The sequence below is a fragment of the Anaerovorax odorimutans genome (assembly GCF_024459955.1).
Taxonomy (GTDB): domain Bacteria; phylum Bacillota; class Clostridia; order Peptostreptococcales; family Anaerovoracaceae; genus Hominibacterium; species Hominibacterium odorimutans_A.
Genome location: NZ_JANFXK010000021.1, coordinates 16323 through 41153 on the forward strand (window position 1 = coordinate 16323; position 24831 = coordinate 41153).

The 24831-nt window shown below is 49.1% G+C and carries 20 protein-coding genes; 16 read left to right on the forward strand and 4 right to left on the reverse strand.

The features are described from left to right. Positions 1-82 precede the first annotated feature (82 nt). From NE619_RS15330 to NE619_RS15395, 14 genes are all read left to right on the forward strand, one after another. Complete coding sequence (locus tag NE619_RS15330) at positions 83-1486, forward strand: sigma-54 interaction domain-containing protein (RefSeq protein ID WP_256133336.1); 1404 nt, start codon at positions 83-85, stop codon at positions 1484-1486. A gap of 383 nt (positions 1487-1869) precedes the next feature. Further along, positions 1870-2859: a carbon-nitrogen hydrolase family protein gene (locus NE619_RS15335; RefSeq protein ID WP_256133337.1), complete on the forward strand. Its 990-nt coding sequence runs from the start codon at positions 1870-1872 to the stop codon at positions 2857-2859. A 31-nt stretch (positions 2860-2890) separates the two neighbouring features. Further along, positions 2891-4129: an MFS transporter gene (locus tag NE619_RS15340; protein WP_256133338.1), complete on the forward strand. Its 1239-nt coding sequence runs from the start codon at positions 2891-2893 to the stop codon at positions 4127-4129. A gap of 30 nt (positions 4130-4159) precedes the next feature. Further along, positions 4160-5155 carry a cupin domain-containing protein gene (locus tag NE619_RS15345; protein WP_256133339.1) on the forward strand — a complete coding sequence of 332 codons (996 nt, stop codon included), beginning with the start codon at positions 4160-4162 and terminating at the stop codon, positions 5153-5155. A gap of 44 nt (positions 5156-5199) precedes the next feature. Then, on the forward strand, positions 5200-6165 hold the full coding sequence (locus tag NE619_RS15350) for a cupin domain-containing protein (protein ID WP_256133340.1): 966 nt from the start codon (positions 5200-5202) through the stop codon (positions 6163-6165). A gap of 719 nt (positions 6166-6884) precedes the next feature. Then, positions 6885-7127, forward strand: coding sequence for a hypothetical protein (locus NE619_RS15355; RefSeq protein WP_256133341.1), 243 nt, complete (start codon positions 6885-6887; stop codon positions 7125-7127). 75 nt (positions 7128-7202) lie between these two features. Then, positions 7203-8558, forward strand: a complete 1356-nt coding sequence (locus NE619_RS15360; RefSeq protein ID WP_330640799.1) for an MATE family efflux transporter — start codon at positions 7203-7205, stop codon at positions 8556-8558. 100 nt (positions 8559-8658) lie between these two features. Then, a complete protein-coding gene (locus NE619_RS15365; protein WP_256133342.1) occupies positions 8659-9891 on the forward strand; it encodes an MFS transporter in 1233 nt (410 codons plus the stop codon). Between the two features lie 168 nt (positions 9892-10059). Continuing rightward, on the forward strand, positions 10060-12441 hold the full coding sequence (locus tag NE619_RS15370; RefSeq protein WP_256133343.1) for an ABC transporter permease: 2382 nt from the start codon (positions 10060-10062) through the stop codon (positions 12439-12441). 11 nt (positions 12442-12452) lie between these two features. Continuing rightward, entirely contained in the window at positions 12453-13223 is a 771-nt protein-coding gene (locus NE619_RS15375) for an ABC transporter ATP-binding protein (RefSeq protein ID WP_256133344.1), read from the forward strand. Between the two features lie 3 nt (positions 13224-13226). Beyond that, complete coding sequence (locus tag NE619_RS15380) at positions 13227-13907, forward strand: response regulator transcription factor (RefSeq protein WP_256133345.1); 681 nt, start codon at positions 13227-13229, stop codon at positions 13905-13907. Continuing rightward, the gene (locus NE619_RS15385; RefSeq protein ID WP_256133346.1) at positions 13894-15168 is read left to right on the forward strand and encodes a sensor histidine kinase; all 1275 of its coding nucleotides are present in this window, start codon (positions 13894-13896) and stop codon (positions 15166-15168) included. Before NE619_RS15380 ends, NE619_RS15385 begins: the two co-directional genes overlap by 14 nt. Before the next feature lie 143 nt (positions 15169-15311). Continuing rightward, positions 15312-15959 carry a FadR/GntR family transcriptional regulator gene (locus tag NE619_RS15390; protein ID WP_256133347.1) on the forward strand — a complete coding sequence of 216 codons (648 nt, stop codon included), beginning with the start codon at positions 15312-15314 and terminating at the stop codon, positions 15957-15959. A gap of 9 nt (positions 15960-15968) precedes the next feature. Next, a complete protein-coding gene (locus tag NE619_RS15395; RefSeq protein ID WP_256133348.1) occupies positions 15969-17186 on the forward strand; it encodes a CynX/NimT family MFS transporter in 1218 nt (405 codons plus the stop codon). A 49-nt stretch (positions 17187-17235) separates the two neighbouring features. On the opposite strand, the gene NE619_RS15400 is transcribed toward NE619_RS15395, so the two are convergent. Next, positions 17236-18249, reverse strand: coding sequence for a threonine aldolase family protein (locus NE619_RS15400; protein WP_256133349.1), 1014 nt, complete (start codon positions 18247-18249; stop codon positions 17236-17238). Between the two features lie 340 nt (positions 18250-18589). Between NE619_RS15400 and NE619_RS15405 the strand changes: the two genes are divergently transcribed. Next, entirely contained in the window at positions 18590-20185 is a 1596-nt protein-coding gene (locus NE619_RS15405; RefSeq protein WP_256133350.1) for a CTP synthase, read from the forward strand. A gap of 9 nt (positions 20186-20194) precedes the next feature. On the opposite strand, the gene NE619_RS15410 is transcribed toward NE619_RS15405, so the two are convergent. Beyond that, complete coding sequence (locus tag NE619_RS15410) at positions 20195-20635, reverse strand: MarR family winged helix-turn-helix transcriptional regulator (protein ID WP_256133351.1); 441 nt, start codon at positions 20633-20635, stop codon at positions 20195-20197. Between the two features lie 107 nt (positions 20636-20742). Between NE619_RS15410 and ftsH the strand changes: the two genes are divergently transcribed. Further along, positions 20743-22569, forward strand: a complete 1827-nt coding sequence (gene ftsH / locus NE619_RS15415; RefSeq protein ID WP_256133352.1) for an ATP-dependent zinc metalloprotease FtsH — start codon at positions 20743-20745, stop codon at positions 22567-22569. A gap of 90 nt (positions 22570-22659) precedes the next feature. Here the strand turns inward: ftsH and spoIIID are convergent, their stop codons facing one another. Next, the gene (gene spoIIID / locus NE619_RS15420; RefSeq protein ID WP_256133353.1) at positions 22660-22917 is read right to left on the reverse strand and encodes a sporulation transcriptional regulator SpoIIID; all 258 of its coding nucleotides are present in this window, start codon (positions 22915-22917) and stop codon (positions 22660-22662) included. Between the two features lie 196 nt (positions 22918-23113). After that, positions 23114-24526 carry an APC family permease gene (locus NE619_RS15425; protein ID WP_256133354.1) on the reverse strand — a complete coding sequence of 471 codons (1413 nt, stop codon included), beginning with the start codon at positions 24524-24526 and terminating at the stop codon, positions 23114-23116. Between the last annotated feature and the right edge of the window lie 305 nt (positions 24527-24831).

A 24831-nucleotide genomic window follows, 5' to 3' on the forward strand; every position in this document is an offset into this window, starting at 1 on the left:
GTTAAGAAAACAGGCAATTTTAGCGGCATGGACAGCTTCCGGGCTTTAAAGTTCAAGCGATTGCTGAAAGGAGACCCTGCGAATGATTCATTTAAATGACGAGGCGAAACAGCTTTTGAATATTATCGAGGGCTTGGTGATTCTGGATATCAACAGCGATATCATCTTTATGACGGACGAGCTGGCGCGAAGTATTGGCTTTTCCTGCGGCGAAGAGGTGACGGGCAGATCTATCAAAGACCTGCTGCCCCACAATACGGCTTATAAGGTTTTGTCCACCGGGCAGAAACAGATTGGCGAAGTTTATATTTCCGAAGGACATACGGTAGTTTCCAATGCTTTCCCCATCCATCAGGGCGGAAAACTGGCCGGCGTTTTAGAGTATGACGCTTTCGGCGATGCCGCTGAGATCCATAAATTTCTCGATAAAGTGATTAACCTGAACCATGAAATCAATTATCACAAAAACGATCTCAGACCGCTGAAAAGCACAAAATACTCGATCGACAATATTATCGGGCAGAGCCAGGCCACCGCTCATCTGAAAGCGCAGATTAAGATGGTATCCTACAGTGTTTCCACCGTGCTGATCTATGGAGAAACCGGGTCGGGCAAGGAACTGGTCGCCCATTCCATTCATGATTTGAGTACCCGTTCGCTGCATAATTTCATCAAAGTCAATTGCGCGGCCATTCCTTCCGAGCTCTTTGAATCGGAACTTTTTGGCTATGAAGAAGGGAGTTTTACCGGGGCCAAGCGGGGCGGGAAAAAGGGATTGGTAGAGCTGGCGGACGGTGGAACTTTATTTTTAGATGAGATACATCAGCTGTCGCTTGCCATGCAGTCAAAGCTGCTGCGATTCCTGCAGGAACGGGAATTCATGAGAGTTGGAGGCAATACAACCATAACTGTGGATGTAAGGATTATCGCGGCGACCAATGAAAACCTGCAGGAACTGGTGGAGCAAAAGCTCTTCCGCGAGGACCTCTATTACCGTCTCAACATCTTCGAAATACAAGTACCGCCGCTGCGGGAGCGGAAGGAAGATATTCAGCCTATTGCCGAATCCATTGTCGGGCAATTGAACAATTTGCTGGGAAGGGCTGAAATACGCAGGGTCAAGACCATTTCCGGGGATGCCCTGCTGCTTTTGAAGCAGTACGACTGGCCGGGAAATATTCGAGAGCTGCACAATGTGCTGGAACGGGCTGTCAACCTTTGCTATGAGCAAGTATTAGATCTGAAGCATTTCAGAGATTTTCAGCAGAAGGTGATTGAATCCCAGCCTGCGTCATCGGTGAACCGGATAGGGGAACTATTCCCGCAGATGAGCCTGATTACCCTGAAAGAGGCGAAAATGAACGCGGAACTGGCAGCGGTAAAGACTGCCTTGAGCGTTTTTCATGGAAATAAGACAAGAGCCGCCCAGTCTTTGGGAATCAGCAGACAGGCTTTGGGAAAAATCGTAAAAAAGCATAATCTCTAGCTGTTTCTTTCAGGCAGGATTTTATGCAAAAAGAGCGGCCAACAGAAAAAAACGTAAACTTTAGTTTACGAAATCAGAACAAATTCATAGAACGGAAACAAAAGTTTACACATCCATAAAACCATTGAAATATGGTGGGTGTGTATTTTTTTTATCTGAAAAAAAGGAGAAAGCGTAAACAAAAGGTTACGGTTTTTGCACAAAAATCCGGCGGACTTTCCGGGAACGAGATTCAACTTCCAAAGTAAAAAACAAAAATATCTTGAAATTTCAATGGTTGCCGCTGCCGTATGGCGGGCCTGAGCGGGGATGGCATGCAGCTTGCTTAATAGTTAAGTGTATACAGACATGTCTGACACTTTTGAATCTATAGGAGAATGATTATGGGAAGGTTTTTAAATGTAGGCATCCTTCAGATGCCAATCACAGAAGATCCGTCAGCAAACTTAGCATATTTTGAAAAAGAATTGGAACGCATTATGACTGGTTTTCACAAACCGGAATTGGTGGTCGGCGTGGAATGCCTCCAGTGCTCAGTCCCTTGTGAAATCCCCGGACCGGTGACCGACTACTTTGCTTCCCTTGCAAAGAAGTATGAAATCTATCTCATTCCCGGAACGGTCTATGAAAAGCATGCGTCTCTGCCGGAGGGCAAGTTTTACAATACGGCGCCGATCTTTGGACCTCAGGGACAACTGATCGACATCTATCGGAAAATGGCCCCCTGGTATCCGGCGGAAGAACTGGTAGTGCCCGGCGACCGCTATGTGGTGTTCGATGTTCCGGAAAAGGAGACCAAAATAGGTGTGCAGATCTGCTACGATCTCAACTTTCCGGAGATTTCAAGAAACGAGACCCTGATGGGGGCCGAGGTGCTGGTAAAACTTACGCTGGACCCGCAGGAGCTGTTTGAACTGAACCGGCATATTCACTATGCCAGAGCTTTGGAAAATCAAGCCTATCTGGTGTCTACCAATTGTGTGGGGAATTTTGCATCGTCGACGATGTACGGACATTCTCAGGTCATCAGCCCGGAGGGATTCCTTGTATGGGAAGGCGGAGAAGCGCCTGCCATCTGCGTTGTTTCACTGGATCTGGATCTGGTAAAGCGTTCAAGAGTCTGCGGTACTAAGTTTATGGACCATTATATGCAGCATGTGCGCGAATTCAATTTTCCGGCGCCCTTTGCCGGAAACGCACCCAAGGCGCCTCTCTTTGAAACGATCCCCGGTACAGCCACAAACACCAGGTCTTACGATGAAAACGTACAGCCCTACGGCGCTAATATGTTGGGCAAACGACCGAAAATCGAAAAAGACTTAAAAGGATATGAACAAGATCTGAACCTCTTTTTAGAGAAACGAAAGTTATAGTTAACGTGAACAAATTACAGGAGGTTGACTTATGAGCAAAAATACGACAAAGACCAATCTGATGCGTATTGCGGTACTGTCTATCGCAGTGGTTGGTTCGATGAACTGCTTCATGATTCCTGCTCTGGCTGTCATTGCGGACGCTTTTCCCGGCGCCAGCCCGACAGCGATCCAGATGATTATGACCTTTGCCATGATCGGGCAGTTCCCGATGAGCGTTACTTCCGGTTTTGCCGGGGCAAAGATCAGTCAGAAAAAGCTGCTGATTTTTGGTGTCATCTGCATCATTGCCGGCGGAGCGATGCCGATGCTGCTGCACGGAAGCCTGATTTATCTATACGTTGGCTCCCTCTTCATGGGAATTGGACAAGGTATCGCCCTTACCCTAATGGGAAGCCTTATTAACACGCTGTTCACCGGCAAGATGCGCAGCCAGCTGCTGGGATGGCAGAACACCGTGACGATGATTACACTGATTCTGATTTCCATGCTGGGAGGTGCCCTGGCCAGCATTCAATGGACCTATATCTACCTGATCAGTTTCCTGGGCATACCGACGCTGATATTTGTAGCGCTCTGGCTGCCGAAGGAAAATCCCCACAGCGCGGAGGATGAGCTGGAGGGCAATGTTGATGCGTCAGGGCCAAAGGCCAAGCGAATCCTTTCTCTGCCGGTAATCCTGCTTTTGGCATTTATCTTTTTCTTTGAAATTGGCTTTGCGTCGATCAATGTTAATGCGGCCATGCTCATCGAAGATCGTAATATCGGGGGAGGCGCCGCCTGGGTCGCGGGACTGATGAGCTCCTTCTCCTATCTGGTCAGCATGGTATCGGGAGTTCTTTATGTCTATATCCTCAAACTTTCCAAAGAATTCATTTTAGTGACCAGCGCCGTATCCATGACCATAGGCCTCTTCCTGAGCTATGCGTCCTACAGTGTTTTCGTCTATGCGGCAGCCCAGGCGTTTATCTTTTTCGGCTACAGCATCGGCATTGTCGGAGGAATGGAAATGGTCGGACGCTTTGTCAAGCCGGAATGGGTTTCCAGCTGCATGGGAATCTTCTGGGGGTTTGACTGCATAGGAACGATGATCGAGCCATATTTAGTAAATTCAATCACGAAATTTTTCACTGGAGAGGTGACTCCGGGAGAAGCGTTGTTTGTAGGCGGTATATTCATGGCTGTGACAATTGTCATATCCATCATACTGGGAATGAAAGGCCGCAGTAATTTTACGGATTTAAGAAAAAATGCGGAAAAATCCGCATAATCAGAAAGCAGGAAAGGGACAGGTTGAAAAATGTTAAAATTTAATGAAACAACAGATAAATATGAACCGATCAGGGAAGCGTCCGTCATTGATCCGACGGTGTTCTCTCTGGAAGAATCCGCAGACGAGAACGGAGTCGGCCATCTGTTCATTACGGCCAGGGGCCCGGAAAAGAACCTGGAAATGAGCGATTACTGTGTCAATGAAGGCGATGTGGTTCCTTATCATTACCACGAATACGGCAGTGAGATCTTCTTTGTCACCAGAGGAAGCGTTGATGCGGTGATCGGGGGAAAACAAATTGTTGTCAATCCGGGCGACATGATTCTGATTCGCCCTTTCATGCCCCATGGGTTCGAGTATCGGGAAAACGGGACTGTCTGGCATGAGATTATTCAGGGGATGGATCTTTGGGAAGGCCTGACCGGTCTGGACCGGATCTACGAAAACTGTCCGGAAAAAATCGAGGATGCCGCCTTTATGCGTGACTATTTCAAAACAGAGGGACGGGTGGATTATTTGGGATATCCGTATTTGGAAGCGCCGGCCGCTTTGCCTGAAGATCTTCCGGGATTCTGCGGAAAGGATATGTATTATAAAAACTACCTGCTTCCGGGCATCGAATGCCGCATAAAATACCCGAGATGGAAAATCGACAATATCAAGGAAGTGTGGGAATTCATTCTGGATGCAGGAAAGTCCGTATCCTGGAACGATCCCTATTTCAGCCATGAACTCATGGTAGTGCGCAAGGGGAGCGCGGAAGTTGAAATCGAGGGACATGAAAAACAGATCGCAAAAGAAGAAGATATTATCCACATTCCCGACTATACCAGACACAGAATCACTTCTTTGGAACCGGGAACGGTTTTACAGGATTTTAATGTTCAGTATGATTTGTTTCTCATGCTGGAGGAGCTGGATATTGCCGAAAGGCAGGGCCGGATCTCCGATGATTTTGTTAAGGAGTGCCTGGGCCGTTACCATTGCCCGATCACAGAGGTAAGCGGACTGTTTTGTCTGTAGCGGAAAGAAAATGTTGTTGCGGAAAATGAGGAAAAGAGGTCAACATGAATACGGAAAGAATAATTATTGATACAAAGGATTCCAGGCATGCGCTGAGTGCGATCTCCGGCAGAGAAGAAAGCGCGCACAGCTTTGTACAGAATGTGCATATCAGCGGCAATAATGAAATGAATGACTATATCGCTTATCAGGGAACGAAAATCCCGCTGCACACTCATGATAAAGGGTATGAATTGTTCTATGTGCAGGAGGGTGAACTGACGGCGGTGCTGGGCGGCTATCGGGCTAAGGTCAGGCCCGGAGACATGCTGCTGATTCCGCCTGCCATGCCCCACGGATTTGAGTACGGCCAGCAGACCGTATGGTGGGAAGTGATGAACGGCATGTTCCTGTGGGACAGGGTCTGGTCTCTGGACCGAATCTTTGAAAACTGTCCTGAAAAATACGAAGATCAAACGTTTCGGGAGCAGTATGAAAAACGGAAGGGGCAGGTGTCCTATCCCGAATTTCCGATAGAAGGAGTTACGGAGGTAAACGCAGAAAAGCTTCCTGGATTCAGCGGCAGAGGAATGTGCTACAAGACCTACAGCTTTTCGGGGATTCAGTGCAGGCTGAAATATCCAAAGTGGGAGCTGGCCGGTAAAAAAGAGATCTGGGAGTTTGAACTGGATGAACAGATGTCAGTGGATTTTGGCCATTATGTGGGCCATGAGCTCTTTGCTGTGACGCAGGGAAGCGTCAGGGTGGAAGTTCAGGGACGCGAGCCGATGACCGCCCGCAAGGGGGAGCTCATCAATATCCCCAACTTCACCAGCCACAAACTGACGGCTCTGGAAGCAAAAACGACTCTTCTGGATTTTAATGTACAATATAATCTGATGCTCCTTTTAGACGAGATCGTATTTACGAAAAAGAAGAATCCGCAAAGAATAGATCCAGTATTCTTAGAAGAACTGCTTGATAAGCACCAGTGCCCGTACAGAGCGATTACCGGTATCTTCACCCGGTAGCGCAGGGGCGTTTTTAAAACAAAATTCTTGCGTGTTCAGGCGCTGCTCCCGCAAGTGCTGAACATAATATTATACGATTTCCTTCGGTTAAATGCAGCAGTGCTGTAAGGAAGGAAATCGTATAATTTTTTTTGCTATATTGAAGTACGGAATGCTCTTTGCGGCGAACCGATTTGCGGCAGCAAACCGTTCAACCTGCTCAGGGACCACTCGTCAGCAGATGCCAGTGCGGTTTGATCGGTGGTAGTCATAAGGTATGGAAATATGATATACTATATCGGAATGTGATTTGATAACCAGATGCCGATTTTAGCGAAAAGCCACGCACGTTTTCAACGATTCTGCGGTCCCTCGAAACAAGCGGCAGCACAAATTTTCTCATCTGTCATGCCCAAATATCAATAGGCACAAGAAAGCAATATAATTTTGATATTCATCCCTGTTTTGCAATGACGATCCGGAAAGATGGCCAGGAGTCAGCCCGGCGACCCGGCGCTTTTTGCTTTGAAACTGGACCTGAGCGGACAAAATCTGTGGGTTTGCGGGTTTTATGAGTTTATTTCTTGGAAATTTCCACTGGAAATTGACCAACAAGGGTAAGAAACGTTGAAAAAAGGTCCGCTTTTATCTCTTTTCTTTGATAAAAGATCCGGAAACGATTTAGCGCATTACAATGCGAAAGCGGATAGACGTTCCTTCTGGCTCGGGCTGACGGGATTGTGAGGCTGGCAGAACTGGCAGAACTGGCCCAATTGGCAGAACTGGCCCAATTGGCGAACCTGGAGAAACTGGCAGAAGGCGGCCCGGATGCGGCAGAAAGCAGAGAAGAAAATGGCTTTGAGTTTGCGACCAAACTCCAATTTTGCCGGCAAATTCCGCGACCATTGTCCCCAAAGACGCATTCTGGTCGCAGATCAGGCCAGGTCAAATTAGAACAGATCAAGCTGGATCAGGCCAAATAGATCAGAGCAGGTTGCAGGCCAAATCAGGTCAGGTCAAGTCAAATCAGATCAGATAAGGAAGAAGGCGGAGTTAAATTGAAAAGCGAGCTATCGAGTGAATACAGAAAAATGACGGAGACGCCTGTCCCCAAGCTGGTGATTATGCTGGGTATACCCACCACAGTGAGCATGCTGGTGACAAATTTGTATAATATGGCGGATACATATTTTGTAAGCAAACTGGGAACCAGTGCCAGCGGGGCGGTGGGTGTCGTTTTTGGACTGATGGCTATTATCCAGGCCATCGGCTTTATGTTCGGGCACGGAGCCGGCAGCATTATCTCAAGAAAGCTGGGGGAAAAGAATCAGGAGAGCGCGACGCGGATTGCTTCTACCAGCTTTTTCAGTGCTCTGGCAGCAGGCATTGCCCTGGCAGTCCTGGGGCTGATTTTTTTGACGCCGCTGATGAGACTGCTGGGGAGCACGGATACGATCCTTCCTTATGCCAGGATGTATGGGATTTTCATTTTAATCGCTTCACCGCTGATGGTCAGCAGCTTTGTAATGAACAACATTCTGCGCTATGAAGGGAAAGCGGCTCTGGCAATGATCGGACTGACAACGGGCGGGATTCTAAATATTTTCGGAGATTGGATTTTAATTATGAAGTGCGGACTGGGAGTGGAAGGCGCAGGCATTGCGACGGCTGTTTCCCAGCTGATCAGCTTTTCTATTCTCCTCAGTATGTTTCTTACCGGAAGGACGTCCAGCAGGCTGTCTCTGCGCTTCTTCTCCAGGGACCGTGGGGATGTGGCCGCTATTGTAAAAACCGGATTTCCAAGTCTGATCCGGCAGGGATTATCCAGCGTTGCCGCCATGCTTTTGAACGGACAGGCAGGCATTTATGGAGATGCCGCAGTGGCGGCGATGGCTATCGTCAATCGGATCTGTTTCCTGATTTTTTCCGTTGGCCTGGGAATCGGTCAGGGGTTCCAGCCAGTATCGGCATTTAATTACGGGGCGAAACAGTACTCCCGGGTGCGGAAAGCCTTTTTCTTTACCTGGGGAGCAGGTGAAATAAGTCTCGGATGCGCAGCAGTGATCGGAATTCTTCTGTCGCCTCAATTGGTGGGCTTTTTCCGGGATGACCCGGAAGTAATTGCCATAGGGACCTTTGCTCTGCTGGCACAGATGATTGCGCTGTTTTTCCAGCCCCTGTCCATATGCGCCAATATGCTATTCCAGAGCATCGGAAAGAGCGGCATCGCCAGCTTCCTGGCAGCCCTGCGCAGCGGCCTGCTCTTTTTCCCGGCGATTTTGATTCTGCCGGCTTTGATGGGCCTGACCGGAGTGGAAATCGCACAGACAGCAGCTGATATAGCCGCATTCTTTATAGCCCTGCCCTTTGTTGTGCGTTTTTTCCGCAGGCTGCCAAAAGATGAAGAGCAATAGGCAGATGGTGGGCAGCAGGTATCACAATTGAAAACCTGCTGCCATGGGGTCAGGGATGAAAGGATAAAATACTGTTTAAAGCGGAGGATTTAAGCGATACATGAAAAAATTGCTGAATATTGAATATGCCTGTATCCACGGGACATACTGGATGTTTTACGGAATTGCCAGCAGCTTTGCTTCGGTGTTTTTGCTGGCCAGGGGATACTCCAATTGGGAGATCGGGGCAACTCTGGCTGTCGCCAATGTACTGGCGGTTGTGCTGCAGCCCATTGCCGCGGATCTGGCAGACCGGGTAAAACGGATATCCCTCATAGGAATCACTCAGATTATGACCATTATGATGATGATTGTGACGGTAGGAATGTTTTCCTTTCAGGGAAAAACTCTGTCCCTCTGTATCGTGTTTGTATTGCTCATCGCCTGGCATACGGTGCTGCATCCGCTGCTCAATTCACTGACCTTTAAGCTGGAAGAATGCGGCGTCCATATCAATTTCGGGGTGGCCAGAAGCATGGGTTCGCTGGCCTATTCGGCCCTTGTGGCGGTGCTGGGTACTCTGGTGGAAAAACATGGCGTTACGGTGCTGCCGATTACCGGGGAAATCATTTTAGTGATGATGATGGTCAGCCTGCTGCTGACAAAACGCTCCTTTGATCAAGCAAAAAGGTTGAAAAAAGACAGCGCTGGGATCCCAAAAGCCGGGGCAGATCGAAATGATGAAGAGGAAATCAATCTGCTTCGCTTTATCAAAAGAAACAAGTTTTTCTTTTTCATGAACGTCGGTGTCATTGGCCTGTATTTCAGCAACTCCATTCTCAATAATTATATGATGCAGATTGTTTCCGCTGTGGGTGGAAACAGTGAAGATATGGGCAGGATTCTGTCCGTGATGGCGTTTCTGGAAATTCCCACTATGGTCTGTTTCGATCTGCTGAGGAGAAAATTTTCCTGCCAGGCCATGCTGAAAGCGGCTTCCATAGGGTTTACCGTCAAGATCGCCATCTGCTATATGGCAACATCCGTAACAATGATCTTCATCGCCCAGTTCTTTCAGCTGGTTGCCTTCGCGCTCTTTCTCCCTGCGATGGTCCACTTTATCAATGAAGCCATGCGGAGGGGCGAGGCGGTCAAAGGTCAGGCGCTGTTCACCACTATGGTGACGATCACAACGGTTTTTTCCAGTCTGGTCGGCGGAATCATCATTGATATCAGCGGCGCTAAAACGCTTACCTTCGTCAGCACCATTGCCACAGCGGCCGGCGCAGCCATCATTATCGCCACAGTGGACAGGGTGAAAACGAAAGGGAGAGCTAAATCGGATCATCAATAGAATGAACAAAGAGCTGTTTCGCAGAGGAGAAAAAAGACCGTTTGCGCACGGCTCTTTTTTCTGTTATCCGGCATCAGGTGCGGTTTCTGAAAAAGAAACCGCATTTAAGGATTTTTTAATAATTGTTCCGCTATACTGGCCTTACAAAACAGGAAAGGACGAATCATCATGATAGGGCGAATACTGAAAAAAGATATGAAACGGAGAAAGAGCGTCAATGCCATTCTCTTTTTGTTCATCACCATTGCGGCTGTTTTTCTTGCCAGCAGCGTCAATAACATTCTGGTGGTAGCATCGGCGGAAAATTATTATCTGGATTACGCGAATATTCCTGAGGTCAGTGTTATCACATCGGGAACGGAGGAGAAGGAGGAGATCGATCACTGGCTGGGGGATGAGGCCGAGGATGTGGATTCCTACGGCTATGATACAATCATTGCTTTGCCGGAAAAAGGGATCACCATTAAAAAAACCGGAAAAGATTCGGATTTTGATGGAAACGGGGCCACCATATATCTGGGAGCAAAGGACACGGAATACTGCAAAGTTTTCGATAAAGACGGCAAAGAATTTTCTCTGCAGCCGGGGGAGCTGGCTATGAATCAGGCGACCATGGACAGGAACCATATAAAACCGGGAGATCGGCTGAGCATCCGTTCGGGAAATACAAAAAAAGAATTTACCGTAAAACTGGCGGTCAAGGATGCGGCTTTTGGCAACGAAATGACGGGAATGAAGCGGCTGGTGGTAAGCCGTGCTGATTACTCTCTGTTCGCAGAGGACAGCAAATCAGACCTGATCGGAATGTACTACGTCAATACCAGGGATTCCGCCAAGTTCAGCCGGGCGCTGAACAATCAGGGATTTGCCTCAATGGGAACTTCCATAACAAGGGATACTTATAAAATGACTTATTCCTTTGACATGATCGTGGCAGCGCTTTTGATCCTTATTGGAATCTGCCTGATTCTGATCGCTTTGCTGGTTCTGCGGTTTACCCTGGTTTTTACCATTGAAGAGGATTACCGGGAAATCGGGATTATGAAAGCAGTGGGGCTGAAAAACTTCGCTATTAAAAAGATTTATCTGGCAAAATATCTGGCCCTGGTAACGGCCGGGTCCCTGCTGGGTCTGGCGATCAGCGTGCCGGTCAGTAAAACCATGATCGCGGGCGTCAGTGAGAATATGATTATGGAGGATAGCAGCGCTAACCTATGGGCCAATTTGATCTGCACGCTGGCCATTATCCTTGTGGTTATGCTTTTTTCCTATGGCTGCATGCGAAAGCTGAATAAGGTATCCGCCATTACAGCGATTCACGGCGGACAGACGGGCAGGCGCTATGGCAGAAGAAAAGGGATCAGCCTCTGCCGCAGGAGCAGAATGCCGGTGGCGGCATTCCTGGGAATGAATGATATTTTCAGCCACCCAAAGAGGTATTTAGTCCTGATGATTACCTTCTGTATCAGTTTTATTTTAATTACCCTGCCCCTAAATACAGTCAATACCATGCAGAGCAGGGAAATGGCCCAGCAGTTTTGCCTGGACCCGGACAGCTCCGTCTATGTGAGAAAGATAGAAAAAAACGGGTCGGAAACCTATAAGTCCGGCAAGGCATTTGAACGGGATATGGACAGAGTCAGCCGGGAGCTGAAGGAAAAAGGATATAACGCTGAGCTTACCGGTATCGTTCTCTACTTTTTCACATACAATCAGCCGGGAGAAAAGGATAAAAACAATATAATGACCATTCAGATTTTGGGCCCCAACAATCAATATCAGGAGTACAAAAAAGGCACGGCCCCTGTGCTGGAAAATGAAATCGCCTTTTCCGAACAGATTCTGGAAGAGAAGGGATGGAAGATCGGTGATTCTGTGGTATCCACCATTGGAGGCGAAAAAAAGACATTTATCATTACCGGAACCTATTCCGACTATATGCAGCTGGGGAAGAGCGCACGCATGAATCCGAAGCTTGATTGCAGCAAGGCCCCTATGTTTGACTACTGGGAAGTGCTGGTGGATATTGATACCAAGACCTCGCAGGAGGTGTTGTTAAAAGATCTGGCAAAGGATTTTCCTGATTATGAGTGGTCAAACGCACAGGAAGTAGTCGACCGGAACGTGGGAGGAATCCAGCAGACCATACAGGGGATGCTGATACCGATGACCGGCCTGCTCTGCGCCGTCATCATGCTGATTACGTTCCTGATGGAACGGCTGTTCATTGTGAGGGAAAAAGGAGAAATCGCTATGATGAAGAGCATGGGGTACAAAAATCGAACCATTCGTTTGTGGCAGGTGCTGCGCATGGTTTTCGTAGCTCTGGTTTCCATGGCGGCGGCAATCCCGCTTTCACTGCTCAGTAACCAATATATGATTAAGCCGATCTTTGCCCTCATGGGCGCTGATGTGGAGGTTCAGGTAGTTCCGCGGCAGGTCTACGGGATCTATCCCGGGATTCTGCTGGCAGGGATTATTGCCGCAACGATTTTGGCAGCTTTCAGTATAAAGAAAATTAATATCCGTGAACTCAATAACCTGGAATAGGAGGGGAAAACATGGGAACTTTAAACGTATCCAATTTATGTAAGACCTATATTATTAATAAACGGCAGAACAATGTGCTGCGAAATGTGACACTGTCCATCGAAGAGGGCGAAATGGCGGCAATTATGGGGCCTTCCGGCTCGGGAAAAACGACGCTCCTCTATACGGTCAGCGGAATGGACGAGGCCACAGCCGGCAGAGTGGATTTTTTCGGCAGAGAGCTTACCTCTCTGAATGCCAACGAAATGAGCGATCTGCGCCTCAGAGAGATGGGATTTGTCTTTCAGCAGATGTATATGCTGAAAAATCTCACCGTGTATGATAATATAATTTTACCGGCTTATCAGTCCCCCGAGGGAAAGAGTAAAGCCGGAAGAAAGGCTGCCAACGACAGGGCAAAGATCCTGATGCAAAAGCTGGGAATCAGTGAGATCGCCGAAAATGATATTACGGAGGTGTCCGGCGGACAGCTGCAGCGGGCGTGCATCTGCCGCAGCCTGATTAACAAGCCAAAGATCATTTTTGCTGATGAACCTACCGGCGCTCTCAACAAACAGAATTCCATCGAGGTGATGGATGAGCTGAACCGCATCAATGAAGAGGGTACCAGTATTCTGCTGGTGACCCACGACATGAAGGTTGCCGCAAAATGTGAGCGGGTGTTGTATATTGAGGACGGTAATATCCGGGATGAGATCGCGCTGGGGAAATGGGCCGACACGCAGGATATCCGGGTAAGAGAAAGACGCCTGAACGATTGGCTGATTAAACTGGGATGGTAATTTATGAAAGATATTTTGCTGGTGGAGGACAATGAAGAGCTGGCCGCTTTGATACAGACTTTCTTACTGCGGGACGGGTATACCGTCCTGCATGTGACATCCGGCAGGGAGGCTGTGGAATATCTCCGCCGTCATTCTGTCAAACTGCTGCTTTTGGATATCATGCTGCCGGAGATGGACGGTTTTGCTGTCTGCCGCGCCGTGCGGGAACAGCGGGATATTCCCATATTGATTATGAGCGCCAGATCCGACCGTGCCGATAAGCTGAGCGGATATGAGTTGGGCGCGGATGACTATATGGAAAAACCGGTGGATGCGGAAATTCTTACAGCCAAGATAAAAGCACTGATGCAGAGGGCTTACGGAGCGCAGCGAAAAGAGGAAGTTCTGGTATCGGGAGACATTACCGTTGACCGGGAGGCTCGCTGCGTGCGGCTGAAAGACAGGATCATAGACTTAAACGTAAAAGAATATGAGCTGCTTCTGCTGTTTATTCAGAATGCAGGCAAAACGCTGCGCAAGGAATTTCTGTTCGCACGCATATGGGGCAGCGACAGCTTCAGTGAGAACCAAACCTTGACCGTGCATGTGAAAATGCTCCGCAGCAAAATCGAAGACAATCCCAGGGAGCCGAAGCGGATTCAAACGGTCTGGGGAGTAGGATACCGATATGAAGAAATATAACCTGCTGATCGCGGCCTCCATCCTGCTGTATGTTCTGGCAGCTTTGGCTGCCTGGTATGGAATCCAAAACACGGCTCAGGAGAAAGACCGGGTTTACAAAGTAGAAATAAACCGCATCTATGATCGTTTGTCCGACGGGCATTTGCCGGATGAGCGAGATTTGCGTTCTTATAAATACGTGCGCAATGTGCGGTGGCTGTCAGCCGATGACATGCAGCCGCAGGAAAAACATCTGGCTTTTTTTGAGGAAGACGGCAAGCTGCGGATAGAGATAAGGCCGGTATTTGAGGCCGGAAAACTCAAAGGATATCTCAGATTTGAATATCTGGAGCCTGAATTTGACTCGCATTTTGTGCTGGTGCTGACCCAGGTATGCCTGGGTCTTATGGAGCTTTTTCTGCTGATAGTCCTCCTGTACCTGAAATATCAGCTGATCCGGCCTTTCCGGCAAGTGAGTGAGCTGCCATATGAGATGGCGCAGGGACACCTCAGGGGGATTGTAAAAGAAGAGAAAAATCGCTTTTTCGGCCATTTCCTTTGGGGGCTTGGGCAGCTGAAGGATACGTTGGAGGTAAACAGAAAACGGAGACTGGATCTGGAAAAGGAAAAGAAAAAAATGCTTCTTTCCCTGTCCCACGACATCAAAACGCCGCTCAGCACCATCAAACTCTACGGCAAAGCTCTGGAAGAAAATCTTTATGAAGAGGAAAGTCAGAAGATCCGCGCGGCGCGCCAGATCGGGCAGAAGGCGGAGGAAATAGAGCGCTTTGTGGAAGAAATCATGAAAAACTCCCGGGAAGATATACTCGATATTCAGGTGGAACCGGGAGAGTTTTATCTTTCCCGGCTGATGGAACAGGTGCTTGCCACCTATGAGGAAAAATGCCGTATTCGCATGGTAGATCTTGAGGTGGGGAGTTTTGAGGATCGTCTGCTGAAGGGCGATTTGCAGCGGGCAGCCGAGGTGTTTGAAAATATATTTGAAAACGCCTTTAAGTACGGGGACGGAAGAAGGATCGAAATATCTTTCTCCGAGGAGGATTACTGTCAGCTGATCCGCATTTTCAACACGGGAACCCCGGTGACGGATAACGACTTCAACCATATCTTTGAAAGCTTTTTCCGCGGCGCGGGAAGCGAGGGAATCCAGGGCAGCGGACTGGGGCTTTACATATGCCGGGAAATCATGCGGAAAATGGACGGCGAGATTTTTGCCCGCAAGGAAGCGGAAGGCATGGCTTTTGTGCTGGTGTTTCGATGATTTCAGCCCTCCGGGCAGGCAACGCCGCCTGGAGGACCTGATTGATAAAAAATTTATTTATTGAATTTAGATCTTAATTTATGTTAAAATAAGCAGCAACATATTTTTTCAACATTAAACATCGGATGATTGGAGGTTTAGAAATGAAACCCGTAAAATATTCGTTTACAAAACAAATCGCAGATGAAATTGAAGAAAAGATCCGCTGTGGGGAATACAAAGTGGGGGACCGGATTCCGCCGGAGCCGGAGCTGATCCAGGCTTTCGGCGTCAGCCGGAACACGGTGCGGGAATCGGTGCAGGCTTTGATCCATGCGGGCATTCTCGAAGCGCGGCAGGGAGACGGAACCTATGTGGTGGCCAAAGACCGCCTGCAGGTGGACTTCTATGGGCTGATGGGCAAAACAGAGAGAGAGGAGGTTCGGGAGGTTCGGAACCTTTTGGAGGAATATATCGTGTCATCCGCTGCTTTAAACGCAGAAGAAAAGGACCTGACATACATGGAGAAATGTCTGCTTCAAAGGAATGCTGCTGTAAATACGGTGCGGGAGCATACGGAAGCGGACGTGGCTTTTCACCTGGCGATTGCCCTTGCTACGCACAATAGCCTGCTGATCCATTTATACAAATATGTTTCCCAGTATTTCAATGAATTCATCGCGGAAAACCTGGCTGCTCACAAGGACAATCAGGAGTACATTGATGAGCTGCACAGCCGGCTTTTTTATGCGATTCGGGATAAAGAAAGCCGGACGGCAAAAGAAATTGTATCAGAGATAATAAACTTATAAGGAGAACCTATGACTAGAAAAGAAAAAATACTGATTATTTTGGGCATTGTATTCCTCTCGTTCAACCTTCGGGCGCCAATCACCGCGGTCGGCTCCCTTGTGGACCGAATTCAGTCGGAATACGCTTTGACAAGCGGTATGGCGGGATTTATCACGACGCTGCCGCTGCTGGCCTTTGCCGCCGTTTCGCCCTTTGTCGCCGGAGTATCCCGCAGATTCGGATACGGGAAAACGATGTTCGCCGGCCTGATATTGGTTTTGGCGGGGGAGCTGATCCGTTCCTATACCAACGGGGTCGGCCTGTTTTTAGGAACCGCTTTTCTGGGAGTTGGAATCGCCATTGGAAACGTATTGATTCCCAGCATAATAAAGCTGAAATTTCCGCAGGCCGTAGGACGCATGACGAGTATCTACACCACCTGCATGTGTACCTTTGCCGCAATCGGTGCCGGTGCCAGCATACCGCTGGCGGATGGTCTGAAGCTGGGATGGAAGAATTCCCTGGCGTTTTGGTCCCTGCTGGCAGTGGTAACTTTGATCCTGTGGTTTCCCCAGATAAAAGCAGGCGCCCGCCCGGCGGTGAAGACAACGGATGGAGGGGTGAAAGAGAAATTCTCCGGATCCGTCTGGAAATCACCTGTTGCCTGGTGGGTAACCCTCTTTATGGGAACGCAGTCGCTGATTTTTTACTCCCTGGTAGCATGGCTGCCGACAATCATCGTTTTCAAAGGAATGTCAGGCGCTTTTGCGGGAACCATGGCGCTGGCCTTCCAGCTAACCGCCCTTCCGGCCACCTTAATTATACCGACGCTGTGCGATAAGCTTAAAAACCAGAGAGGACTGGTTTTCATCACCTGCTTTTTGTACATAAGCGGGATGCTTCTGTTTTTATTGGGCCGGTCGCAGGTCGTGATGGTGCCGGCAGTCCTGCTGATGGCACTGGGAATGGGAGGCAGCATAAGTCTGTCTATCGCGTTCATTTCGCTGAGAAGCCCCAACGGAGCCAAAGCCTCGGAGCTTTCCGGCATGTCCCAATCCGCCGGCTATCTGTTCGCGGCGGTTGGGCCGATTCTGCTGGGAATCATCTATGACGTTACGCAGAGCTGGTCCATTCCCATCATGATCTTTGCAGGGATGATTCTTTTTCTGGCTTTCTGCGGCTGGCATGCCGGAAACGACGTTACAATAGAGGAACAAAAAACGGAACTGACGGCAAAAGGAGCGTGAGGAGATTCCTGTTCCTCCTGGGAAACTGCCTGCCGCAGGCCGGCGGAGGTTACAGATGGCGTAAAAACTCCATGATCTCATCCTCGGTGGTTCCCCAGGAGGTGACCAGACGGATTACTGTCGCACGGTCCCCATAGGGCTGCCAATCCTCAAAGGAAACCAGCTCCCGGAGATGATCGGCGACCATATTGGGCAGAATCGGGAAGATCTGGTTTGTGGGAGAATCGACGAAAAATTCATATCCACCGCCGATAATGCCGTTTTTCAGAATTTGGGCCATCTCATTGGCATGGCGGGCAAGATCAAAATAGAGCCCGTCTTTAAACAATTCACGGAACTGAATTCCCAAAAGACGACCCTTGGCCATCATGCCGCCGCGCTGCTTGATATGATAACGAAAATCTTCTTTCAGTTCAGGATTGAGGATCGCCAGCGCTTCTCCGAACAAAACGCCGTTCTTCGTGCCCCCGATATAGAAGGCATCGGTAAGACGGGCCAGATCAGCCAGTGTGAGCTGAATGTCGGGAGCGGTGAGGGCGCAGCCCAGTCTGGCGCCGTCCAGGTACAGATACAGGCCGTATTTGTCGCACACGCTCCGCAGTGCCTGCAGTTCGTCCCTGTCATAGACCGTGCCCACTTCCGTGGTGTTGGAAATGTACACCAGTTTGGGTTTTACCATGTGCTCATCCTTATGAACCAGGACAGCATCCTCGATCTGCTGAGGCAGCAGCTTCCCATCGGGAGAAGGGCAGGCAATGACTTTATGGCCGGTTGCTTCGATGGCTCCGGTCTCGTGGACACAGATATGGGCGCTGTCAGCGGCAATGATGGCGTGGTGAGGCCGCAGAAAGGCCGCCATAGCTGTCAGATTGGTCTGAGTTCCGCCCATCAGAAAGTGGATGTCCGCCTCATCAGCCGCCAGTTGTTTTTTCAGCAGCCGGCGGGCTTCCTCACAGAAGGGATCTTCCCCATATCCTGTGGTATGGATCATATTGGTGTCGGAGAGCGCCTGCATGATCTGCGGGTGAGCTCCCAGGCTGTAATCGTTTTTTAAATAAATCATAATTCTCTTTGTACAGTGCCCGGCCGAAGGATGGCGGGACACAGATCCTTTCTAAAATTTTATCGTTTCCGCAGAGCCTGCCCTGCGGAATAAACTCGTTTTATTATACTATCTTTTTCCGCTGACTGCAAAAAAAGTACTGGAATTTTTACTCCCAATATAGTATAATTTTTCAGTAATATTATTGAAATAAGTGCACGAAAATAGGAAAAAATAAGGAAAGACGGCATAACGGGGTCTTGGTTACCCTTCTCACTCAAAATTGCCGCGGCACCTTATTTTTTTTGTTTTAGGGACGCTTTTTTGCTGGATTGAGAGATGAATGAAAGGAAGTGGACGGATGAAGAAGTACATTTTTGTAACAGGCGGAGTTGTATCGGGACTGGGAAAGGGAATCACGGCAGCTTCACTGGGAAGGCTGCTGAAAGCCAGGGGGCTAAAGGTGGCGGCGCAGAAGCTGGACCCGTACATCAACGTGGACCCGGGCACCATGAGCCCATATCAGCACGGCGAGGTATATGTGACGGAAGACGGAGCGGAGACAGATCTGGATCTGGGCCATTATGAACGTTTTATTGATGAGGACCTGAATAAATATTCCAACCTGACGACGGGAAAGGTTTACTGGAACGTCCTCAATAAAGAGCGGCAGGGGGAATATCTGGGGAGCACCGTGCAGGTGATTCCTCATATAACCAATGAAATCAAGGAATTTATTTATCAGGTGGGAAAGACCGGCAACGCGGAGGTCATTATCACAGAGATCGGAGGGACTGCGGGGGATATCGAGAGCCAGCCGTTTTTGGAAGCGATCCGCCAGGTTTCCCTGGAACAGGGGAAGGAAAACTGCCTCTTCATTCATGTGACATGGGTGCCGTATCTGAAAAGCTCCGGTGAGCACAAATCCAAGCCGACCCAGCACTCAGTAAAGGAGCTGCAGGGCATGGGCATTTCGCCGGACATGATCGTAATGCGGGCGGACGAACCCATCGATGAAAGCATTGCAGAAAAGATTTCCCTTTTCTGCAATGTAAAGCCCGACTGCGTGATCGAAAACATAACCCTTCCTGTTTTGTACGAAGCGCCGCTGATGTTGGAGGAGAAGGGGTTTTCCTGGATTGTGTGCAGAGAGCTGGGAATCAATGCCGGTCCGTGCGAGATGAGCCGGTGGGCCGAAATGGTGAGAAGGATTAAAAACCGGGACCGGAAGGTGGAAATTGCCATTGTAGGAAAATACGTAAAGCTTCATGACGCCTACCTGTCCGTTGCGGAGGCGCTGCACCACGGCGGTTACGAAAATCAGTGCTGTGTGGATATCAAGTGGGTGGAAGCGGAAGAGGTGACGGATAAAAGCGCTCCGGAGCTCCTGGGCGACGTACAGGGGATTCTGGTGCCCGGAGGCTTTGGAGACAGGGGAATCGAAGGCAAGATCGCCGCAGCCCGGTTCGCCAGAGAAAAGGATGTGCCCTACTTCGGAATCTGTCTGGGAATGCAGACTGCGGTCATTGAATTTGCCAGAAACGTGCTGGGCATCGAGGACGCCGATTCCGGAGAATTCAACAGCGAGACAAAGGATAAGGTAATCGATTTCATGCCTGACCAGTCGGGAGACATCCCAAAGGGCGGCACCATGCGTCTGGGCGCGTATCCATGCGTGATCCAGGCAGGCACCATACTGGAAAGGGCCTACGGCACCGGAGAGATCACAGAGCGGCACAGGCACAGATATGAGTTCAACAGTCGGTACAGACAGCGGTTTGAAGAGGCCGGTATGAAGATAACCGGGGCCTCCCCGGACGGCAGGCTGGCGGAAGCTGTGGAGATCCCGGAAAACAAATATTTCGTAGCCGTCCAGTACCATCCGGAATTTAAGAGCAGACCTAATAAAGCCCATCCGCTGTTTCGCGAATTCATCCGGGCTGCTTTGGAAAAATAGAAGTTTGTTTTACTGATCCAGTTTTTTTAAGATTTCAAGAGTCGTGTCCAGCGCCTCCTGGAATCTTTTTATATCTTCCTCAGAAAGCGCGGCTGCTTTTTCACACAGCTTTTCATCCACACTGTCCAGCGTTTGAAAAATGAAGTCCCGCCCTTTTTCCGTAAGACGGATCAGGACCAGCTTGCGGTTCTTTTCATCCTGAAAGCGTTCCACATAGTGGGCCTGCGCCAGCGGCGCCACTGCGCGGGTCGCCTGTTCCTTAGAAGAAGGAATATAATCGGCGAGCCTGCTCATACTTAAATAAGGGTGATGCATCAGCGCGAAAAGCACGCAAATCTGATTTTTAGTCAGATCCAGTTCTTTGATATCCACTGCGCTCATCACCAGTTTCTGACAAACTGAAAAAATTTCAGTCAGAATAAAACAAGGCGGTTTTTTTAATGGTTCCATATAAATACCTCCGTTCATACTTATTATAAAATTAAAATTGACCAAAGTCAATGGTTGACAAAAATCAATTGTTGAGATACTATAAATTAAAAAAAGGGGGATTTATCGTGAAAGAAGAAAAACCGAACAAAAAACCGATGATTTATTACTATTTGGGTGCGTTGGTTATTATCATTTTGCTGAATGCGTTTCTGGCTCCGCTGCTGGGAAGCAACAATATAAAGAGTACCAGCTATAACGATTTTATGACCAGCATTAACAAAAAACAGGTACAGGAAGTAACGATCGAACAGAATGAGATTTATTATACGCTGAAAGAAAGCGATGACAGCGACGACAAGGACGTCGTCTATAAAACAGGCAGGGTAGACGATGAGAACCTGGTGGACCGGCTTTATCAGTCGGGCGCGGCATTCTCTCAGAAAGTGGTCAAACAGACCTCTCCGCTGATGCAGATCCTGCTCTTATGTATCGTTCCGATTCTAATTTTCGGCGTCATGGGAAGGTTTCTCAGCAAAAAGATGGGCGGCATGATGGGCGGACCGGGAGCCATGTCCTTTGGCAAAAGCAACGCTAAGGTTTATGTAAAGTCATCCAGCGGCATTAAATTTTCCGATGTGGCAGGTGAAGACGAAGCAAAAGAACTGCTCAGTGAGATCGTAGACTATCTGCACAATCCTCAGAGGTATCAGCAGATCGGAGCCCAGATGCCCAAGGGCGCTCTGCTGGTGGGACCTCCGGGAACAGGAAAGACGCTGCTGGCAAAAGCTGTGGCAGGGGAAGCGGAGGTTCCGTTCTTCTCCATATCCGGATCGGAATTTGTGGAAATGTTTGTCGGTATGGGAGCGGCCAAGGTGAGGGATCTCTTTAAACAGGCAGCGGAAAAAGCGCCCTGCATCGTTTTTATCGATGAGATCGATACCATTGGAAAGAAGCGAGATGGGCAGCTGTCCACCAACGATGAGCGGGAACAGACCCTCAACCAGCTCCTTACGGAAATGGACGGCTTCGACGGTTCCAAAGGTGTGGTAATCCTGGCGGCGACCAACCGTCCGGATTCTCTGGACCCGGCTCTTCTCAGGCCGGGCAGATTCGACCGCCGAATTCCTGTGGAGCTGCCTGACCTGCAGGGAAGGGAAGATATTCTCAAGGTACATGCGAAAAAAATCAGCGTGGCGGACGATGTGGATTTCCACGAGATCGCCAAGGCGGCGGCAGGAGCTTCCGGCGCGGAGCTGGCCAACGTAGTCAATGAAGCGGCCCTGCGGGCAGTGCGCAATGGACGGGATACAGCCAGCCAGGAAGACCTGGAGGAGAGCATTGAAGTGGTCATCGCCGGCTATCAGAAAAAGAGCAGAGTGCTGTCCAACGAGGAAAAAAAGATTGTTGCTTATCATGAAGTGGGCCATGCCCTGGTGGCGGCCATGCAGAATCATTCGGCGCCGGTTCATAAGATAACCATTATTCCGCGAACCTCCGGAGCGCTGGGATATACCATGCAGGTGGACGAACAGGAGCGCTTTCTCATGTCTAAGGAAGAGCTGGCAAACAAGATCGCGACCTTTACCGGCGGCCGTGCGGCTGAGGAACTGATCTTTGGCTCCATTACCACTGGCGCTGCCAACGATATTGAGCAAGCCACCAAACTGGCGAGAGCTATGATTTCAAGATACGGAATGAGCGAAGATTTTGGCATGGTGGCGCTGGAAACGGTGAGCAATCAGTATCTGGGCGGAGATGCGACGCTGGCCTGCTCGGCCGATACTCAGACCCGGGTGGACCGGCAGGTGATCGCTTTGGTAAAGGAACAGTATGATAAAGCCCGTGCTATTTTGGAAGAAAACCGGGCTAAGCTGGACGAAATCGCAGAATACCTCTATGAGCATGAAACCATTACTGGGGAAGAGTTTATGGAGATACTGGAGCAGAAATAGCAGGATAAGAGAGGCCGGACCCCACGGAACGGCCGGACCGCAAAAAAGCATCGCCGCAGATAGCGGTGGTGCTTTTTGCTTTTTCATAAATTACTGCTCTTCGTGATGCTGGTACTTTTCCTTTGTTGCCATTCCACCACGAATGTGCCTTTCAGCCTTGTTGTTATCTAAAACCGCCTTGACCTGCGCGGCCAGTCCGGGATTTATCTCAAGGAGCCGTTCAGTGATGTCCTTGTGTACTGTAGATTTGGAGACGCGAAATTTTTTTGCTGTTGCTCTGACTGTTGCACCCGTTTCGATTATGTAATCGGCCAGCTCCAGTACCCTCTCTTCTATGTAATCCTTCATGTTAAGACAGTTCACCACCTCTTATATTATTTAAACAGCTAAAATTAACCATTTTGTTATCACAATATATGTGGAAAAGAGAGGGGTTATGCTTAATTTATTTCGCAAAGCAGCAAAACACCCTGCGATTGAAAAAACGCAGGGTGTTTTGTCACACAAATTACCATTATATCAGTGAATCGGAGATCGAGATTTTCTATGCCGTTTCATCCTCTGTACGGAACAGCAGGCTCTGTCTTTCCAGCTCAGAAACCTTGCTGTTTTTGGCCTTGGCGTAGATTGCCAGAATCAGTCCCAGCGCGAACCAGCCGCAGACCAGCGCCCATTCGATGGGAACCAGAGGGCTCGGTCCCATGGGCAGATAGAGATACGCGAAGAACAGCGCTACGCCCACTGCCATCGTTCCCACCAGCTTAGCGTATTTTACTTTATACGGGCGGTGCATTTCCGGCTGTTTTACCCGGAGAACGATAAAGGACAGAGATACCATCAGATAAATGATTACTACGCCAAAGGAGCTGGCGTTTACAAACCAGGTCAGAGCTCCCGCTCCCAGCAGGCAGGAAAAGGTGGACAGACCGCCGCAGAACAATACCGCATTGCTGGGCGTATGATATTTGGGATGTATCTTAGCCAGGAAGCCCGGCAGCATCTTGGCATTGGCCAGCGAATACAGTACGCGGGCTCCACCGTACAAAAAGCCGTTCCAGCTGGTCAGAATACCGCACATGGCGCCGATGATACATACCTTGCCCCAGATCGGGTTGCCGAAAGCAAAGGCCATAGCGTCCGCTACCGGGATCACGCCGCCGGTGCGCACGCTGCCCGGTGCGGAAATACAAGTGGCAAAGATCATCAGCATATACCATGCCGCCGCCATGCAGATGGAAATAATCAGGATCCTCGGAATCTTTTTCAGAGGAACATCCATCTCGCTGGCAGACTGAGGGATGACGTCAAAGCCTACGAACATGGCAGGAACCATGAGCAATACCACTGTAAATCCGTTAAAAGATGTGAAAAGGGGTTTTGTATACTCGATATCGCCGAAAGCCACGCCGCCGGAGAGGAAAAGAATTCCTACGGCAACAAGACCTACGGTCGCAATCGTCTGAAAAACAGCGGCCTGCTTTGCGCCCCGATAATTAACAATGGTAATTATCACAGAGGCAATAACCGATATGAGCGCAACGGATAGATAGACATCCGAACCCTGAATTGTCCACAAACGCCCAAGTTCTGGTATGGGCACTATGTAATTGAGCGCCGTGGTAAACGCAGGGCCTTCCCAGGCCGCAACACCTAAATAGGCAAAGGCTGTCGCAAGTCCGGCGAATACTGCCGGCCAATAGCCCATTGCTTTATATGAAAACACTACACTTCCCCCGGTAAAAGGGATCGCAGGAGTCAGCTCCGCATATACGAGTCCTACGAATATGCAGAGCACCGCTCCTACCATGTATGCGCTGATAGCACCAACCATTCCTGCCGAAGCCGCCCACTGACCGGAGAGCATAATCCAGCCCCATCCGATCATCGTGCCGAAAGCCATGGCGAGAACATCTCTTGATTTAAAAGACTTTTCCAAAGTCTGATTTCCTGAACTCATTACGAGATCCTCCTTATGTAACATATTATGATTGTTTGATTTGCCGACTTAATTGGATCCGCTTATATAAACAAACAAAAACCGTGCCAAATTTTCATAATAATACAGAAAAAAACAAACGCTAGATTTAAAACGCTGAAATTTTAACGTTTGTGTGCTTAAGAAAAAATTAATGGCTGCTTAGATGGTGAAATTGATGCCGGACAGGATGCGGCAAAAAAATACCTGTCGGTAATTAATTGCCGGTGAAAGGGGAAAAAATTTTCGAATAATCCGTATAACGGCAGAGGCTTTGAGTTTAATAA